The sequence below is a fragment of the Lacibacter sediminis genome, assembly GCF_014168535.1.
In the GTDB taxonomy this organism is placed as follows: Bacteria; Bacteroidota; Bacteroidia; order Chitinophagales; family Chitinophagaceae; genus Lacibacter; species Lacibacter sediminis.
The window spans coordinates 477,214-493,214 of sequence record NZ_CP060007.1 but is presented as its reverse complement, the minus strand read 5'-3'; the positions used below and the strand labels follow the sequence as shown (position 1 = coordinate 493,214).

Genomic DNA, 16,001 nt, shown 5'->3' with positions numbered 1-16,001 from the left:
GGGGGCTTTTCTTTAAAAAATATTTTGTTTTTAAATCCGCAATTACTGCTGCTCCGTAACTGTACTTGAATCTGAATAAACAAAAGCAGTAGAAACCAACAACTGCATATCAGATAACCCCGTATATCAATCATCAATTTATAAACTAAAGAAAAATGAAAAAAGTAAAATTGTTAGCCTTGTCAATTGCAGCTGTTGTTGCTGTAGGTACATTGAACGCACAAACATCAACATCTAACAAGATGAATGAAAAAACAGTAGAAGTTGGTGGCGCACCAATGTATCCTTCAAAAAACATTGTTGAAAATGCAGTTAATTCAAAAGATCATACCACATTGGTTGCGGCTGTAAAAGCAGCAGGTCTTGTTGAAACATTAATGAGTGCTGGCCCGTTTACCGTATTCGCTCCTACAAATGCTGCTTTTGAAAAATTACCTGCAGGTACAGTTGAAACATTGGTGAAGCCTGAAAACAAAGCAACGCTTACAGCAATACTTACGTATCATGTTGTAGCAGGCCGTTTAGATGCAAAAGAAATTGCACGCCTTATTAAAGAAGGAAATGGCAAAACTGAGCTAACAACTGTACAAGGTGGAAAATTATGGTTATGGATGAAAGACAAAACACTCTGGATCAAAGATGAGAAAGGTGGAATGGCTTCTGTAACAATCAAAGATGTTTATCAAAGTAATGGCGTTATTCATGTTATCGACGCCGTTGTTTTGCCGAAAGGCTAAATATGTAGTCCTGGTTTTGGTTTACAAGCGGATGGTTTCCACCATCCGCTTTCTTTTTGTCATTCATCAGGCAACAGAAATTTATTTGCAGCAATAAAGAACGAAATCTGAAAATATTTTTCAGAATAAAATCCAACCCGCATCACTTCAACGTATCTCTATCATATCTGTACCAACTCATTTCCCTGTGAGTATTGTGAAGACGAATCATCAATCAAAAAATTTTTAATCAAAAAAAATCAAACAATGAAAAAGAGAAAAGTTTTACTGACTGTTCTTGCAGCAGCAGTAGCGTTAACCGGAGGCATTATCTATGCTGCGGATCACCTCGATGCACCTGCTGTATCTAACCAGGCGACAGACATTACTGACGTGTATGTTTTCCAGGGCGAAAACACAAGCAACCTTGTATTCGTTGCTAACACTCAAGGTTTACTTTCACCATCTGCAACAGGCGCTGCAAAATTTGATGAGAAAACACTTATTGAATTTAACATCGATAACACAGGCGATAATGTTGAAGATCTCGTTATCCAGGCAATTGTAATGAACGGTAATATGAGAGTATATGGTCCTTACAAACCTGCTGCTACCGGTTCAAAAAGCACAATTACTCCCGGTGCATTTAGTGTGCAGGCAAAAGTAACTCCGTATGGCCAGGCACCAATTGTTGGTGATGAAAATGGTATTAAAGTTTTTGCAGGCCCACGTGATGATCCTTTCTTTTTTGATCTCAATCAATTCAAGAAAGTAGTTGGTGGTATGGCTCCCGGCTTTAATGATCCGGGTGTTGATGCATTCAAAGGCACAAACGTAATGAGCATTGTTGTTGAAGTTCCTAAATCAAAATTAGGCGGAAGCGGCACTTTAAACGTATGGGCTGAATCTAAAAAAGCGATCAACTAATCAAACTAAATTTCTAATTACAAAATTTTAATCAGATGAAACTCAAAATAGGTTTATACACAGTTCTTGCCGGCACAATGTTCTTTGTTGCATGTAAGAAAGAAAACACTCCTGCTACACAACAGGTTTATGAAATTCAGGATCAGATGGCTCGCCCTGCTATTAATACTGTATTCAATGCGCCGGCTGATAAGGATGCATTCAATATAACAGCTCCATCTGCAATGAATGCGGCCTTCTTCACAAAGTTCAAAACAAATTTCCTTGGTCTTAACCCTGGTTATACGACCAATGCATTAGGTCAGAATGTTGATCAGTTGATCGGGTTACTGGTAACGGATGTACTGAATGTATCAACAACTAAAAAGACAACATTCTTTGATGGTACAAATGTTTTAACCGGTCGTGCACTTGGTGATGATGTGATCGATGTGGAACTGTTACTGTTATTCGGTGGTCCTGATGGCAGTGCAAATCCCGGCCTTACAAGTGACAACGTAGATACAAACGACAAAGCGTTCCTCACTTCATTCCCTTATTTAGCTACGCCTCATTAATAATCATAAGCGAACCAAGAGAAGCAAGTAAAGGCGAAGGTTAAAGCCTTCGCCTTTTTAAAACCACTACCATAAACTACAAACCATTTTTATGTATAAGTCTTTCATCATTCTTTGCTGCACCGTGTTGCTGGCGGCCTGTTCAAAAAACAGCAAGCCTGTTGTGCAGGAAGAAAAAATCATGGTACTGCTGCAACAAAACAAATCTGCCAATTCTGTAGCAACAATTGCGGCTGATATGAAATTCTGGAGTGATCGTCTTGCAATTACTGCTGATGATATGAGCAGTCAGATCAAACTGGCATCATTGTACAATCAGCGTTTTCAATACAGCGGCCAGATAAGTGACATACATAAAAGTGATAGCTTATATCATGTCGCTAATCAACTGCAAAAAAAATTTTCATCAGGCATTTATCGTTCATTGGCATCAAACTGTGTTACTCAACATCAGTTTATACAAGCAGATCGTTATCTTGATACCGCTGCAACAATGGGTGATGATCTGTATCTGACCCGTTTGCAACAGTTTGATGTAAAACTTGAACTGGGCGATTACAGACAGGCAGAAGCAATACTCAACGCCTTCCGTCACAAAAATAATTTCGACTACTACACACGTGCTTCTAAACTCGAAGACCACAAGGGCAACAGCGAAGCAAGTATCAGCTTTATGGAAAAAGCATATGCTGATATTAAAGAATCAAAGAAAGATCAACTGCTGCCTTGGGTAAAGACAAACCTGGCCGATATGTATGGCCACAACAACCGCATCAGCGAATCCTACAAATTATATACAGAAGTAGTAAACGACCATCCTGATTATTATCACGCATGGAAGGGGATTGCATGGATCGCTTACTCTAACGATAAGAACACAACGTTTGCTAAAAAAATATTGACTTGGTTACAGGAGCAGCATCCTGTTCCTGATTACGATCTGATGCTTAGTGAGATTGCAGCATTTGAACAAAACAACCAGGCCAGGAATCAATACCTCGCCTCATTTATTGACAAAGTAAGTGACCCTGTTTACGGCGATATGTATAACAAATATCTGTTCACCATTATGAGCGATGAGTTGAACAATCAATCAACCGCTATGGCTATTGCAAAAAAAGAGATCAGTAACCGCCCTACTCCACAATCATATGAGCTCTTTGCATGGTCGTTATATAAGAGTGGACAAGTTGAGGAAGCTGTAAAAATTGCAGAGAGCCGTATCATCAATAAAACATTTGAACCCGACGCCCTTTACCATATAGGAATGCTGCTGAAAAAAAGCGGCCAACCGAAATTGGCAAAACAGTACCTGACAGAAGCATTGGAAAGCAGCTTTGAGTTAGGTCCTGTTACTGCCAATGAAATAAAAGAGGAATTAAAAACCTTGTAACTGCCAACTAACTGTCATGAAAACAACTTTACTGCTTTTCATTTTTTCATTGCATGTGTTGCTTTTAACAGCGCAAACAACTTACAGCAGCCGCATCATAGATGCCGTTACAAACGAACCTGTTGAAGGCGCAGTAGTACAAAGCAAAAACAAAGTAACAACTGCGGCAAAGGACGGTCGCTTCAGTATTACCTTAGAAAATAGCGAAACAATCGTTACCATTTCTGCAATTGGATATGCCACACAAGAGATCAATACAGCTAACACCGGTAATGTTTTATTAACACGTGCTGCTTTCAACCTGAAAGAAGTTGTGATCGCTGCAGGTGATATCACAAAAGTATATTCAACCATCAGCAAGATCGATCTCAATCAACGCCCTGTTAATTCAGCACAGGAATTTTTGCGCTATGTTCCCGGTTTGTTTATAGCACAACACCAGGGTGGTGGCAAAGCCGAGCAAATATTTTTACGTGGCTTTGATGTAGATCACGGAACCGATGTACGCATCACTGTTGATGGCATGCCGGTAAATATGCCTTCGCATGCACACGGGCAAGGTTATGCTGATATGCATTTCGTTATTCCTGAGTTGGTAAAAACAATTGACTATGGAAAAGGCAGTTATTATGCAGAGCAAGGTAACTTCAATACAGCAGGCTATGTTGAACTGCAGACGGCTAATCGCCTTTCACAAAACACTGTGCAAACTGAAGTTGGTTCATTTAATAGCTACAGAGCTTTAGCCATGGTAAATTTATTGCCTGCAACAAATCAGAAACAAAGTGCCTATATCGCTTCCGAATTTATTTACTCTGACGGTGCGTTTGAAAGTCCGCAAAATTTTAACCGTTTGAATATCTGGGGTAAATACAATGTGCAGATGAATGAACGTAACAAATTATTTCTGCAGGCAAATGTTTTTAACAGCCGTTGGGATGCCTCCGGACAAATTCCTGAACGTGCAGTGAACGATGGGACTATCTCACGCTTCGGTGCTATTGATAATACTGAAGGTGGTTACACCGGCCGCATTAACATCAGCACAAAACTCCAACAACGTTTACATAATGATGATCTGATAGAACATCAGCTATACTATTCACGCTATCATTTCAACCTTATCTCAAACTTCACCTTCTTCCTGAATGACCCTGTGAATGGTGACCAGATCAGGCAACAGGAAGAAAGAGATATTTATGGCTGGCAATCAAACTGGCAATCGAAAAAATTCAAAGGCAATACTGCTTTCACCAGCAGTATCGGCAGTGGAGCAAGATTCGATGCTACACACAATTCTGAACTGTCACGCACAAAAAATAAAACAGAAATCCTTGATGCGGTTGCATTGGGTAATGTAAAAGAAGCAAATGCATGGCTGTATGCCGATGAAAAAATTGAACGGGGCAACTGGCTGTTCAACATTGGCGCAAGAGTTGATTATTTTCATTTTGACTACAATGACAAGTTGAATCCATCTTTAGCATCACAACAAAAAGCAATTATAAGTCCGAAGCTGAATATATTCTACACAGTAAATAAATCATTCCAATTCTACCTGAAAAACGGCAAAGGTTTTCACAGTAACGATACACGTGTAGTGTTACCGCAAACCGGTCAACGAGTTTTACCTGCGTCGTACGGTTCTGATCTTGGTTTTATCTGGAAGCCATTCAAGAGCCTGCTCATTAATGCAGCAGCCTGGCATTTATTTCTTGAGCAGGAGTTTGTATATGTGGGTGACGAAGGTATTGTTGAACCGGGTGGTAAAACAAGAAGAGTTGGTGCGGATGTTTCTGTTCGCTGGCAACCGCTGAAAGCGTTAACAGCCGATGCCAATATCAACTTTGCACATGCAAGAAGTATTGAAGATGCAAAAGGCGAAAATTATATTCCGCTTGCGCCAACTGTTACAAGCACCGGCGGTATCAATTATCAATACAACAGCTGGAACGCAAGTATCCGCTATCGGTATTTAGCCAACCGTGCTGCTAATGAAGATTACAGTATTACTGCAAAGGGATATTTTGTTACAGATGCTTCGCTCAGTTATGCGTTCAACAAGTTTGAACTGGGAACCGTTGTGGAGAATATATTCAATACACAATGGAACGAAGCACAGTTTGCTACTGAATCAAGATTAAGAAACGAAACAAATCCTGTTACTGAATTACATTACACACCGGGCAATCCATTCTTTATAAAATTGAAGCTGGCTTTTCATTTCTAATGCCATTCAACTTTATCTTGTCTTTACCACTTTTGTTTTTGTCCATGTATCATGCCATGGGAACCCGGCCAAAGCGCTCAATGCTTCAAAGGGAACAATACGGCATAGTGAACGCATAAAAGCATCTTTAAATGTCAGTTCCCCATCATCTTCTCTAATGGCTCTCGTGCCTGTTATTAATTTACCAAGCGTATAACCTCTGAACAGTTTTTCACAAAGTGTATAATAAAAGAGATAGTTACAAATAGCAATAAAATAACTCACGCCCCAGAAAACAAAACCACGCTCTCCTGATGCCAGTTCAAATAATATTTCAGGAGAGATCAATTGCAGCAGAACGCCGACTACAGAGCCTGTAAGATAACTGACGCCAAAACGCATGAGCAAATTATCGATCAGCCAATTAAAAAACCGCTGGCCCGTGCTTGCATAATTATAGTTTAATGTTTGAATATCGGAAAGCACAGATGTCTGTGATGGGTTTTCCATAGCATCAGAAATTGGGTTATTCTCCATATTGATCATTTGTACAATAATACCGGTTTTTTTAAAGTGCAGATATTGGCCACATTCTTTTTCTTAGCCTCTTGCATTTTCTTAAAATTGTTTTTACCTTTTATACCTTCTTAGATTGTTTAGTCATAACCCAAAACCAACCATCATGCTTAAAAAAATCCTTAAATGGACAGGACTTATCCTTTTGTTCATTATCGTGGGAGTTTCCGTAATTGTATTACTCAATCAGAACAAAAAATTTGAAGCTCCTTATCCAGCCATTAAAGCATCAACAGACAGTGCAGTGCTTGCAAGAGGTAAATACCTGGTGTATGGACCTGCGCATTGCGCCGATTGCCATTCTAAACCCGGTACCGAAGAATTGGTAGATAAAGGACAGGAAGTTGACTTACCGGGAGGCCGGGATTTTGCACTACCAATCGGGCATATATATCCAAAAAATATCACACCAGATAAAGAAACCGGCATCGGGAATTTATCTGATGAAACTATTGCACGTTCCTTACGTTATGGTGTGGGTCACGACGGACGTGCAATATTTGATTTTATGCCGTTCTATAATATCAGCGATGCTGATCTTACTGCTATCATTTCTTATATCAGAACAATTAAACCGGTAAAGAATGTTATTCCAAAAAACAACATGAATGTATTGGGAATGGTGATAAAAGCATTTATGTTAAAACCTGTTGGTCCAACAGGCACCCCACCAAAATCTGTACAGCCGGATACTACTGTTGACTACGGAAGATATATGGCCATGAGTGTTGCCAATTGTGTTGGTTGCCACACGATGCGTGATTTAAAAACAGGTGCATTTATCGGCGAACCATTTGCCGGTGGTTTTAAAATGGAATCAGTGGTTGATCCCGAACATTACGAATGTGAAAGTCCCAACCTAACACCCGATAAAGAAACCGGGCGTATTTATGGCTGGACAGAAGAAATGTTCGTCAAACGTATCAGGCAAGGTAAGATCATTAAACATAGCCCCATGCCATGGGGGCCTTTCAGCCGTATGAGTGATCTTGAATTAAAAGCGATCTACAAATTTTTGCAAACTGTAAAGCCGGTTCATAATAAAGTAGAACTAACCGTTTACGAGAAGAAATCATAACAAAATAAGAAAGGCGAACAGAAACAGTTCGCCTTTCTTATTTTCGCCGCAGAATAAATCATCATGCGCATCATTTCCTATAATGTAAACGGTATTCGTGCTGCCATTAAGAAAGGTTTTATTGACTGGCTCAAAACAGACCCTGCTGATATTATTTGTGTGCAGGAAACAAAAGCACAGAAAGAGAACGTTGATCATACACTATTCAATGATCTTGGTTACCACGATTATTGGTTCAGTGCACAAAAAAAAGGCTACAGTGGTGTGGCCGTATTCACCAAAATAAAACCTGATGCTGTTGAAGTGGGTAATGGTCATGGACCTAGTGATGATGAAGGTCGTGTAATACAATTACAGTTCGGTGATATCCGCCTTATCAATACCTACTTCCCAAGTGGCACCAGTGGTGATGTTCGTCAGGAATTTAAATATCAATGGCTTGATGAATACTATAAATGGCTGAACGAGTTAAAAAAGAAACATCCAAAGCTTATTCTTTGCGGCGATTATAATATTGCACATAAAGAAATTGATATTCATGATCCGAAAGGCAATAAAAACTCAAGTGGATTTTTACCAGCCGAACGTGAATGGATGACAAAGTTTTTTGAGAACGGATGGGTGGATAGCTTTCGTGAATTTCATCCCGAACCACACCGTTACAGTTGGTGGAGCCAACGTTTCCCAAGTGTACGTTTGCAAAATAAAGGCTGGCGCATTGATTACATCAGTGTAACGGAACCATTAAAAAAGAATTTGCAGGATGCTGAAATTTATCCTGATGTAAAACACAGCGATCATTGTCCTGTTTATCTTGAATTAAAAATGAAATAATATGATCGTCTATAATGTTACCTCAAAACTCGATTGGAGTATTCATGATGCCTGGGTGAAATGGATGCTGGAAGAACATATTCCTGAAGTTGTAGCAACAGGTTGTTTCAAAAGCGGACTGTTGCTGAAACTATTGGAGATCGATGAAGAAGACGGACCAACTTATACTGCGCAATATTTTGCAGAAACAAAACAACAACAGGAAGAATATGTGCAGCAACATGCAGCAGCACTTCGTCAAAAAGTATTCGACAAATGGGGCAATCGTATCATTGCGTTTCGCAGTATCATGGAAGTTGTGCAGTAATTGTGCAAAAACATCAGCTCTTGACATTTCTTTATCCACCTTCTGAAACCCTTATCTGGCAAGGGTTTCAGAATCATTCTGCTGAAACCCTTGTCTGTCAATAGTTTCAGCAGAATGCAGTCATTTGCATACATCTGTTAGATTTTTTAACTGCTGCAGAATCCTTTCCCCGTGCGGATTTGAGCGGTTTCCTACATATTTTGAAGTAGCTAAAAAAATTTTGTTGGAAAGCAAAACCGTCTATATTTGCTCCACTTAAAAAATTCTCACTATGAACAAAGCTGAATTAGTTGCAAAACTTTCCGAAGATGCAGAACTTTCAAAGACACAGGCAAATGCTGTATTGGATTCTTTCGTAGAAGCTGTTACCAAAACATTGAAAAGTGGTGGTAAAGTAACATTGGTTGGTTTCGGTACTTTCTCTGTTACAAAACGTGCTGCACGTACAGGTCGTAACCCACAAACGGGTGCTACCATCAAAATCAAAGCGAAAAAAGTTGCTAAGTTTAAAGCAGGTAAAGAATTAGCTGCAAAACTCTAATGCTTGACCTTACTGGAAAAGCAAGGAACTAACCGTTTCTTGCTTTTTTATTTTCACAGAGCAACTATTGCTCCATCATCGTTACTTTTACAATTCAAATAAATTACTATGGGCAGAGGTGATAAAAAAACCGCAAAAGGAAAACGCTTTTTAGGATCATTCGGCAAAAGCCGTCCTGCGAAAGTCGTTAAAAAAGCAGCTCCTAAAAAAGCTGAAAAGAAAGACTAATAACTTATTTAAGAAGTACGAGGCATAAATTGTTTGCTAAGCGAATGATCTTGTTGCCTCGTACTTCATTTTTATGGCGCTAACCGTTCGATCTTCCAGCTATTATTCTCCTGCAAGGTATATTGAATACGATCGTGTAAACGACTGCTTCTTCCCTGCCAGAATTCAATGATCACCGGTTTTACCCTGTAACCTCCCCAATGAGACGGTCGTGTTAATGGTTCTGTACTAAACTTCGTCTCTAACTCTTTCACCTTATTCTCCAGCCAACTTCTGTTTTCAATTACATGACTTTGTGGTGATGCCCATGCACCAATTTGTGAACCTGTTGGTCGTGATAAAAAATAGTCGTCGCTTTCTGTTGAACTCACTTTTTCAACCAACCCCGTAATACGCACCTGGCGCTCCAGTTCTCTCCAGAAGAATAACAAGCTTGCTCTCGGGTTTTCGGCCAACTCCTGCCCCTTTGCACTTTCATAGTTGGTGTAAAACACAAACCCATTTTCATCATACCCTTTTAATAAAACGATACGTGCCGAAGGAACTCCTTCCAGCGATGCTGTTGCCAGCGTCATCGCATTCACTTCATCAATTTCCGATTCAATGGCTTGTTGCCACCAATCAGCAAATTGCTGAAAAGGATTCTCAGTTATTTCAGTTTCATTTAATGTTTTTAAGGAATAATCACGACGGATGTCTGCAATGGACGACATAAAACGATTGTTTTAATGAAGCGCCAAATCTAATGAAGGAAAATTTACCAACCGCTGATTTACTGATTTTGTCCGGCAGAAATTCTTGCCAGCATCGCTTCAATTTCTGAAAGACGGGAGAGTTGCGATTCCAGTTTCTTATTATGATCCGATACCTGCTGCAGATCTTTGTTCAACTCTTCAAGGAAATCATTGCGTTTGCTTAATTGCTGGCGCTGCAGATTTGATTCTTTCAACTTGCTTTCCATTTCAATCACATGCTGGGATAGACGTGAATTTTCTTCCACCAGCTCACGCTGTTTGATGCGCATGTCATTTAACTCAACCGACAACATGTGATTGGCTTCTTCCAGTTCATCGTTGTGCAACGAATGTGTTTGGGGTGATGTTAATTGCTGCTCCACTTTCAACAACTTCGATTGAATTTCATTGAACTCATCGTAAGCTGTTTCCAAACGGTTCTTCATTTCCTGTGTAAGCACCGTTTGCTGGCGGATGTTATTCAATTCACTTTCTTTCTCTGTCAATGAGCGACGTAATAATTGTAATTGTTCGGTGAGGTATTGATTCTGTTGTAAGGTATCCTGATGCTTCTGTTCTACTTTCTCAAGCAGATCAACCTGGTTCAACAGTTTGGAAATATTTTGATTGTGTTGCAGTAAGTGATCCTGTGCTGATTTAAGTTGAGCAAGATATTCAGCCGGACTAACATCAGTTGCAATAACAGAAGTGGAAGATTCAACGATCACCTGCTGTGGCGGACGTTGCTTTAATTCTTTGATCAATTCCTTCAACTCTTCTATTTCGTCAACCAAGAGTTGTTCATTCTCTCTTGCCTGCAACAGATCTTTACTGAGATGTTCGCCGGATTCTTTTTGTTGTTCGAGCACATTGTAATATTTCATGCGCCAGTCGTGTGCTTCCTTTTCATACTTCTCTACATCAATATCCTGGTCGAACTGGCTGCCGTTGCGTATGTTCCAGAAGTAATGGATCACAAAGCCGAGCACTAAGGCTCCGATCTGGAACATCACAATTTCAAAAACAGAGATCTGGATAGCAAGTAGCATGAATGGTTGTTTTAGGTACAGCAGGAAAATTATTACACAGGAAAGTTACCAGCAATAACAGAAGGGAGCTACTGCCCTATTGATAATTTTATCCCCAAAACCTTTCCTGTTGTGAAAAGCGTTAGCCCTTGTTTACAATGGTTCCAACATTTTCGCCGGTAACAACACGTTTGAGGTTGTTTGGCTTGTTCATATCAAATACAATGATGGGAAGATTATTTTCCATGCAGAGTGTAAAAGCTGTCATGTCCATCACCCGTAGATTTTTGCTCAGGCATTCCTGGAATGTGATGGTTTCGTATTTCGTAGCAGTAGGATCTTTTTCGGGATCGGCTGTGTAAATACCATCAACCCTTGTTCCTTTCAGAATAACATCGGCATTTATTTCAATCGCACGGAGCGAACCTGCTGTATCAGTTGTGAAGTATGGATTGCCTGTGCCTGCACCAAAGATCACCACACGACCTTTTTCCAAATGACGGATAGCTCGACGACGGATATATGGTTCAGCGATCTGTTCCATTTTAATGGCACTTTGCAAACGGGTGTACACGCCTGCTTTTTCCAAACCGGCCTGCAGCGCCATTCCATTGATCACTGTTGCCAGCATACCCATATAATCGCCGTGTGCACGTTCGATCCCTGTTTCTGCTTCATTCATTCCCCTGTAAATATTTCCGCCGCCAATCACAATGGCCACCTGCACACCCAGTTCAACAATTGATTTAATGCTTTTGGCATATTGGGAAATAACGGTTGAATCCATCCCGAAATTTTTATCACCCATTAATGACTCACCGGAAAGTTTGAGGAGAATGCGTTTGTATTTTGGAAGCATGCTGCGAAGATAAAAGATTTGCAGTGACGGGAAAAAATGAATGCGGTTTTGGGGACGGGCGGTAGTGCTGCTATGAAGCCTTGGTTGCGTCGCACACTTGTGCTGCAATGCAAATCGCAGCAATTTTTTGAACTTGATGACTGAATACTGGGCACCTATTAATTGGAGGGCGTCATTTCGAACCCAGCCAATTTCAATGTTCAACTTCCTTGGTAATTGCGGCGGGGTGAGAAATCTCTAAACAATTTTACTGTTACTATCCGAGCAAAAGTTCAACTAAAATTAAAGCTCCTCAATCGTAGAGATGTCTCCTATCGTCGACATGACGGTGTTAGAGTTTGAGTAATCTTAAACTAGCATTTAATCGGAGTACGTCATTTCGAACTCCGCCAGTTTACATTTCAACTTTCTTGATGATTGTGGCGGGGTGAGAAATCTCTATACAATTATACTGTTACTATTCAGGCGAAAGGCCAAGAAAAATTAAATCTCTTCAATCGTAGAGATGTCTCCTATCGTCGACATAACGATGTAAGAGTTTGAGTAATTGCAAGCTCGTAACAAATCGGAATGCGTGATTTACCAAGTCTCAATATCTTTCCATAAATCCTCCCAATCGGGATTCATTACAGAAATTAATCGATCTTTTTTATCCCGTCTCCATTTCTTGATTTCTTTTTCTCTTGCAATAGCTTCTTCTATTCGACCAAAATGTTCATAATAAACACAGATAGTACAATTGTAGTGATCAGTGAAGCTGTCTTTAAAAAAATGTTCTTTGTGTTGAATCACCCTTGTACGCAAATCAGAAGTAACGCCAATATAAAGCGTAGTGCGTATATTATTTGTCATGATATATACCGAACCGCCACGTTGCATTGAACAAGGTTAGCAGAGCTAATTTCTTACAAATAAATCCTCTCAATCGCATCTCTATACTTCTCCATGATCACTTTGCGTTTCAACTTCAACGTTGGAGTAAGCTCACCACCATCCACCGTCCATTCATTGGCGCAGAGTTCAAATTTTTTAATCTGCTCCACATGATTAAATTGTGTATTGAATTCTTCCACAATGTTTTTATACATTTCCAATACCGCAGGGTTGCGGATAAGATCATGCACTGTTCCATAGCTGATGTTATTTTGCCCAGCCCATACTTTCAGGTTTTCAAAGGAAGGAACAATTAATGCACCGGCAAATTTCCGTTCAGGACCCACCACAATCATCTGCTCAATAAACTTGCTTTCCTTCATTTTGTTTTCAATGGGCTGCGGTGCAACATATTTACCACCACTTGTTTTAAAGATCTCTTTCTTTCGGTCTGTGATCTTTAAAAATTTACCTTCCTGCATTACACCAATATCGCCGGTATGGAAATAACCGTTTTTATCAATTACTTCGGCCGTAAGATCAGGACGTTTATAATAACCCATCATCACATTATCGCCTTTGCAACAGATCTCTCCATCTTCTTCAAGCTTTACTTCCACTCCCTTTATAACCGGACCTACTGTTCCAAACCGTCGTCCCGATTCACTGAAACGATTCACTGCGATTACGGGTGATGTCTCCGTTAAACCATAGCCTTCCAGGATATTCATTTTACCGGCAGTGAATACACGCAACAAACGAACCTGGCAAGCAGCAGCACCTGTTACAATGGCTTTCACTTTTCCACCCAAGCCTTCACGCCATTTATTGAAGATGAGTTTATTGGCAATAGCGAGTTGCGTATTGTAAAGAAATCCCTGGTTAGTGCCCGCCTCAAATTTGCTGCCCACATCCACAGCCCAGAAGAATAATTTTTTCTTGAGACCAGTCAATTCCTGTCCACGACCCATGATGCGTTCGTACACTTTCTCGAGTAATCTCGGAACGGTTGTAAATAAAGATGGCTGTACTTCTTTTAAGTTATCGCCGATTTTTTCCAAACTTTCTGCATACCAAACCGATACGCCATTGAAGAGATAGATGTATGTCACCATGCGTTCGAAAATATGGTTGAGCGGTAGAAAACTCAACGCTCTGTCGCCCGGTGCGCAAAACTCAGCAAACACTTCGGTGCTGGAGATTACATTACTCAGGATATTTTTATGACTCAGCATTACACCTTTGGGTGTACCGGTGGTACCGGATGTGTAAATGATCGTCACCATATCTTCGTAACGGATACTGCTTGCAGCAATTGCCAGTTTTTTCAGATCCTCTTCGCCTGCTTTGCTCATGATCTCTTTCCAATGCAGCGAAGGTTGAATATAATCGAAAGTGAAAACAGCTTTAATGCTGGGCACTTTATCACGAACGCTTTGCACTTTCTGATAGAGTTCCGTATCACTTACAAACACAAGCTTAACCTCGGCATCGTTCAATACAAACTCCAGTTCATTGGCAGCCAGGGTTGGATAGATCGGTACTAAAACTGCACCTGTCTTCTGCACCGCCAGATCAAGCATCATCCACTCAGGACGGTTATTACTGATGAGTGCGATCTTATCACGTTTCTCCACACTCATATCGTTTCCCGAAATACCGAGATGAAGTAAACCAGCTGCAAGTCTGTCAACCAACTCCTTTACTTCGGCTGTGCTGTATTTGCGCCAGATACCTCCTTCTTCTTTGGCGGCAAACATGGCTTCCTGCGGAAATCTTGCTAACTGTACATCAATACAATCAAATAATCTTGTGGGGTTCATATAGCATGCAATTAAGTGTACGAAATACAAACAGGCAACTCCTGTTTTTGGTTGAAGTAAGTTAAGCAGAAATAAGTAATGCTTGCATAAAAAATGGAGCCGAGGGTTGCCAACCTTTTAAGTCGCCCATTTCATTTTTTCTGTAGCATGAAGGTTGGCAACCCTTTATAAAAAATCCTCCGTGGTGCGGAGGATTTCATCAGTTAATTTGTGCTTTTATAATATTGCCCGGCCGGCACTTTAAATAGTTTTGATTTCTGGAAACGGGTAAACTCATTGTATTGTTCGGTATTGAGTTTTGTCCAGCTTTCGTATTTGGCTAAGTCTCCTGCTGCTTCAAAGATCCATTGGTTGTATGCCTCAAACATACCTTCCTGCAGCAATTGTTTTTGGTGATCAAACAAACGGAAGGGAAATTTTGCCGCATAATCTTTATTCCAGTCGAGCAGAAAACGTGTACGCAGCATGGTGAGCGATTCAGTTGTAATACCGCTGTTGATCACGCTGCTGTTCTGGTTCATAACGGCAGTGAATGCTTTTGTAAAATCATTATCCTGTTTTGCAGGTTTTGCTTTTGGATCAATCACAAAGAATTTTTTATAACTATCAAGCAACAGATTTTTTACTTCGGCTGTACGACTGGTATAGCTTTCCATGTTCACAAAAATTTCACCATATACCAATGCCCACACTTTATCGGTGGTGAAATAATAATAACGTGCAGCAAAATAATAGTTGCCTGCATAACCGGGATCACTTTTAATACCGAGTTCCCATTGCTCAATGCTGGTGAAGTTTTCATTCATCATCCACAACAATTCACCATACTCAGCATACAAAGGACCACTGTTGGGATATTTCTTCAGCGCTTTTTTGTACATCTTCTCAGCATCCTTGCGTTCAGCTAATGCTTTGTAAATATTACCTGCAATCTGGTAGGTAGGCACATCAGCATCTTCACGTTCAACCAAAGGTTTTACTGTTTCTCTTGCTTTTGCAAAATCACGTTGATAATAGTAAGTAAGTGCAATGTCTTTTTGAATAGAAATATTTTGCGGATCTTTTGCCAACGCCTTATTCAAGACCAACACGGCATTAGTCCAATCGCCGCCCCGCATAAACTGCTTGGCCGTTTCATGGAGTTGTGAAGCATCAGGATCCTGGGCGAAAGACGCAATACCAATCGTAAGAAAACAAATTAAGTTCAGAAGTTTTTTCATGTGTTCATTAATATTTTCCAATACCTAGCTGCCAAATAGCGTACCAGCTTCAAAAATAAATCAAAAGAGGCGATTGTTTGAATCGCCTCCCTGATATT

At 40.2% G+C, this 16,001-nt stretch carries 17 protein-coding genes; 10 read left to right on the top strand and 7 right to left on the bottom strand.

Going from position 1 to position 16,001, the window contains the following annotated elements; translation table 11 throughout:
- Nucleotides 1-155 precede the first annotated feature (155 nt).
- The 5 genes from H4075_RS02310 to H4075_RS02290 all read left to right on the top strand — a co-directional run bounded on the left by H4075_RS02310 (nt 156) and on the right by H4075_RS02290 (nt 5,823).
- A complete protein-coding gene (locus tag H4075_RS02310; RefSeq protein ID WP_182803770.1) occupies nt 156-737 on the top strand; it encodes a fasciclin domain-containing protein in 582 nt (193 codons plus the stop codon).
- Nucleotides 738-983: 246 nt separating this feature from the next.
- A complete protein-coding gene (locus H4075_RS02305) occupies nt 984-1,643 on the top strand; it encodes a DUF4331 family protein (RefSeq protein WP_182803768.1) in 660 nt (219 codons plus the stop codon).
- A 35-nt stretch (nt 1,644-1,678) separates the two neighbouring features.
- A complete protein-coding gene (locus tag H4075_RS02300) occupies nt 1,679-2,200 on the top strand; it encodes a DUF4331 family protein (RefSeq protein WP_182803766.1) in 522 nt (173 codons plus the stop codon).
- A gap of 91 nt (nt 2,201-2,291) precedes the next feature.
- Nucleotides 2,292-3,593 (top strand): tetratricopeptide repeat protein, encoded by a 1,302-nt coding sequence (locus H4075_RS02295; protein ID WP_182803764.1) that lies wholly within the window; start codon nt 2,292-2,294, stop codon nt 3,591-3,593.
- A 16-nt stretch (nt 3,594-3,609) separates the two neighbouring features.
- Nucleotides 3,610-5,823: a TonB-dependent receptor gene (locus H4075_RS02290; protein WP_182803762.1), complete on the top strand. Its 2,214-nt coding sequence runs from the start codon at nt 3,610-3,612 to the stop codon at nt 5,821-5,823.
- Between the two features lie 12 nt (nt 5,824-5,835).
- On the opposite strand, the gene H4075_RS02285 is transcribed toward H4075_RS02290, so the two are convergent.
- Complete coding sequence (locus H4075_RS02285) at nt 5,836-6,339, bottom strand: RDD family protein (protein WP_182803760.1); 504 nt, start codon at nt 6,337-6,339, stop codon at nt 5,836-5,838.
- Between the two features lie 145 nt (nt 6,340-6,484).
- On the opposite strand from H4075_RS02285, the gene H4075_RS02280 reads away from it, so the two are divergent.
- The 5 genes from H4075_RS02280 (at nt 6,485) to H4075_RS21775 (ending at nt 9,366) form a co-directional block, all read left to right on the top strand.
- Nucleotides 6,485-7,456, top strand: coding sequence for a c-type cytochrome (locus H4075_RS02280; RefSeq protein WP_182803758.1), 972 nt, complete (start codon nt 6,485-6,487; stop codon nt 7,454-7,456).
- 63 nt (nt 7,457-7,519) lie between these two features.
- Entirely contained in the window at nt 7,520-8,290 is a 771-nt protein-coding gene (locus H4075_RS02275) for an exodeoxyribonuclease III (RefSeq protein ID WP_182803756.1), read from the top strand.
- Between the two features lies 1 nt (nt 8,291).
- Nucleotides 8,292-8,597: a DUF4286 family protein gene (locus tag H4075_RS02270; protein WP_182803754.1), complete on the top strand. Its 306-nt coding sequence runs from the start codon at nt 8,292-8,294 to the stop codon at nt 8,595-8,597.
- A gap of 271 nt (nt 8,598-8,868) precedes the next feature.
- Entirely contained in the window at nt 8,869-9,138 is a 270-nt protein-coding gene (locus tag H4075_RS02265) for an HU family DNA-binding protein (RefSeq protein ID WP_182803752.1), read from the top strand.
- Between the two features lie 108 nt (nt 9,139-9,246).
- Nucleotides 9,247-9,366 (top strand): 30S ribosomal protein THX, encoded by a 120-nt coding sequence (locus H4075_RS21775; protein WP_182803750.1) that lies wholly within the window; start codon nt 9,247-9,249, stop codon nt 9,364-9,366.
- Between the two features lie 71 nt (nt 9,367-9,437).
- On the opposite strand, the gene pdxH is transcribed toward H4075_RS21775, so the two are convergent.
- The 6 genes from pdxH to H4075_RS02230 all read right to left on the bottom strand — a co-directional run bounded on the left by pdxH (nt 9,438) and on the right by H4075_RS02230 (nt 15,903).
- Entirely contained in the window at nt 9,438-10,079 is a 642-nt protein-coding gene (pdxH, locus tag H4075_RS02255; RefSeq protein ID WP_182803748.1) for a pyridoxamine 5'-phosphate oxidase, read from the bottom strand.
- 59 nt (nt 10,080-10,138) lie between these two features.
- Nucleotides 10,139-11,149 carry a hypothetical protein gene (locus H4075_RS02250; protein WP_182803746.1) on the bottom strand — a complete coding sequence of 337 codons (1,011 nt, stop codon included), beginning with the start codon at nt 11,147-11,149 and terminating at the stop codon, nt 10,139-10,141.
- 121 nt (nt 11,150-11,270) lie between these two features.
- Complete coding sequence (gene pyrH, locus H4075_RS02245; RefSeq protein WP_182803745.1) at nt 11,271-11,987, bottom strand: UMP kinase; 717 nt, start codon at nt 11,985-11,987, stop codon at nt 11,271-11,273.
- 579 nt (nt 11,988-12,566) lie between these two features.
- On the bottom strand, nt 12,567-12,866 hold the full coding sequence (locus H4075_RS02240) for a GIY-YIG nuclease family protein (protein WP_182803743.1): 300 nt from the start codon (nt 12,864-12,866) through the stop codon (nt 12,567-12,569).
- Nucleotides 12,867-12,892: 26 nt separating this feature from the next.
- Nucleotides 12,893-14,683, bottom strand: coding sequence for an AMP-dependent synthetase/ligase (locus H4075_RS02235; RefSeq protein ID WP_182803741.1), 1,791 nt, complete (start codon nt 14,681-14,683; stop codon nt 12,893-12,895).
- Between the two features lie 203 nt (nt 14,684-14,886).
- Entirely contained in the window at nt 14,887-15,903 is a 1,017-nt protein-coding gene (locus H4075_RS02230; protein ID WP_182803739.1) for a tetratricopeptide repeat protein, read from the bottom strand.
- Nucleotides 15,904-16,001: the final 98 nt, after the last annotated feature.

Coding starts and splice junctions, on each gene's coding strand:
- H4075_RS02310 (WP_182803770.1), top strand. CDS start 156: ATGAAAAAAGTAAAATTGTTAGCCTTGTCAATTGCAGCTGTTGTTGCT.
- H4075_RS02305 (WP_182803768.1), top strand. CDS start 984: ATGAAAAAGAGAAAAGTTTTACTGACTGTTCTTGCAGCAGCAGTAGCG.
- H4075_RS02300 (WP_182803766.1), top strand. CDS start 1,679: ATGAAACTCAAAATAGGTTTATACACAGTTCTTGCCGGCACAATGTTC.
- H4075_RS02295 (WP_182803764.1), top strand. CDS start 2,292: ATGTATAAGTCTTTCATCATTCTTTGCTGCACCGTGTTGCTGGCGGCC.
- H4075_RS02290 (WP_182803762.1), top strand. CDS start 3,610: ATGAAAACAACTTTACTGCTTTTCATTTTTTCATTGCATGTGTTGCTT.
- H4075_RS02285 (WP_182803760.1), bottom strand. CDS start 6,339: ATGGAGAATAACCCAATTTCTGATGCTATGGAAAACCCATCACAGACA.
- H4075_RS02280 (WP_182803758.1), top strand. CDS start 6,485: ATGCTTAAAAAAATCCTTAAATGGACAGGACTTATCCTTTTGTTCATT.
- H4075_RS02275 (WP_182803756.1), top strand. CDS start 7,520: ATGCGCATCATTTCCTATAATGTAAACGGTATTCGTGCTGCCATTAAG.
- H4075_RS02270 (WP_182803754.1), top strand. CDS start 8,292: ATGATCGTCTATAATGTTACCTCAAAACTCGATTGGAGTATTCATGAT.
- H4075_RS02265 (WP_182803752.1), top strand. CDS start 8,869: ATGAACAAAGCTGAATTAGTTGCAAAACTTTCCGAAGATGCAGAACTT.
- H4075_RS21775 (WP_182803750.1), top strand. CDS start 9,247: ATGGGCAGAGGTGATAAAAAAACCGCAAAAGGAAAACGCTTTTTAGGA.
- pdxH (WP_182803748.1), bottom strand. CDS start 10,079: ATGTCGTCCATTGCAGACATCCGTCGTGATTATTCCTTAAAAACATTA.
- H4075_RS02250 (WP_182803746.1), bottom strand. CDS start 11,149: ATGCTACTTGCTATCCAGATCTCTGTTTTTGAAATTGTGATGTTCCAG.
- pyrH (WP_182803745.1), bottom strand. CDS start 11,987: ATGCTTCCAAAATACAAACGCATTCTCCTCAAACTTTCCGGTGAGTCA.
- H4075_RS02240 (WP_182803743.1), bottom strand. CDS start 12,866: ATGCAACGTGGCGGTTCGGTATATATCATGACAAATAATATACGCACT.
- H4075_RS02235 (WP_182803741.1), bottom strand. CDS start 14,683: ATGAACCCCACAAGATTATTTGATTGTATTGATGTACAGTTAGCAAGA.
- H4075_RS02230 (WP_182803739.1), bottom strand. CDS start 15,903: ATGAAAAAACTTCTGAACTTAATTTGTTTTCTTACGATTGGTATTGCG.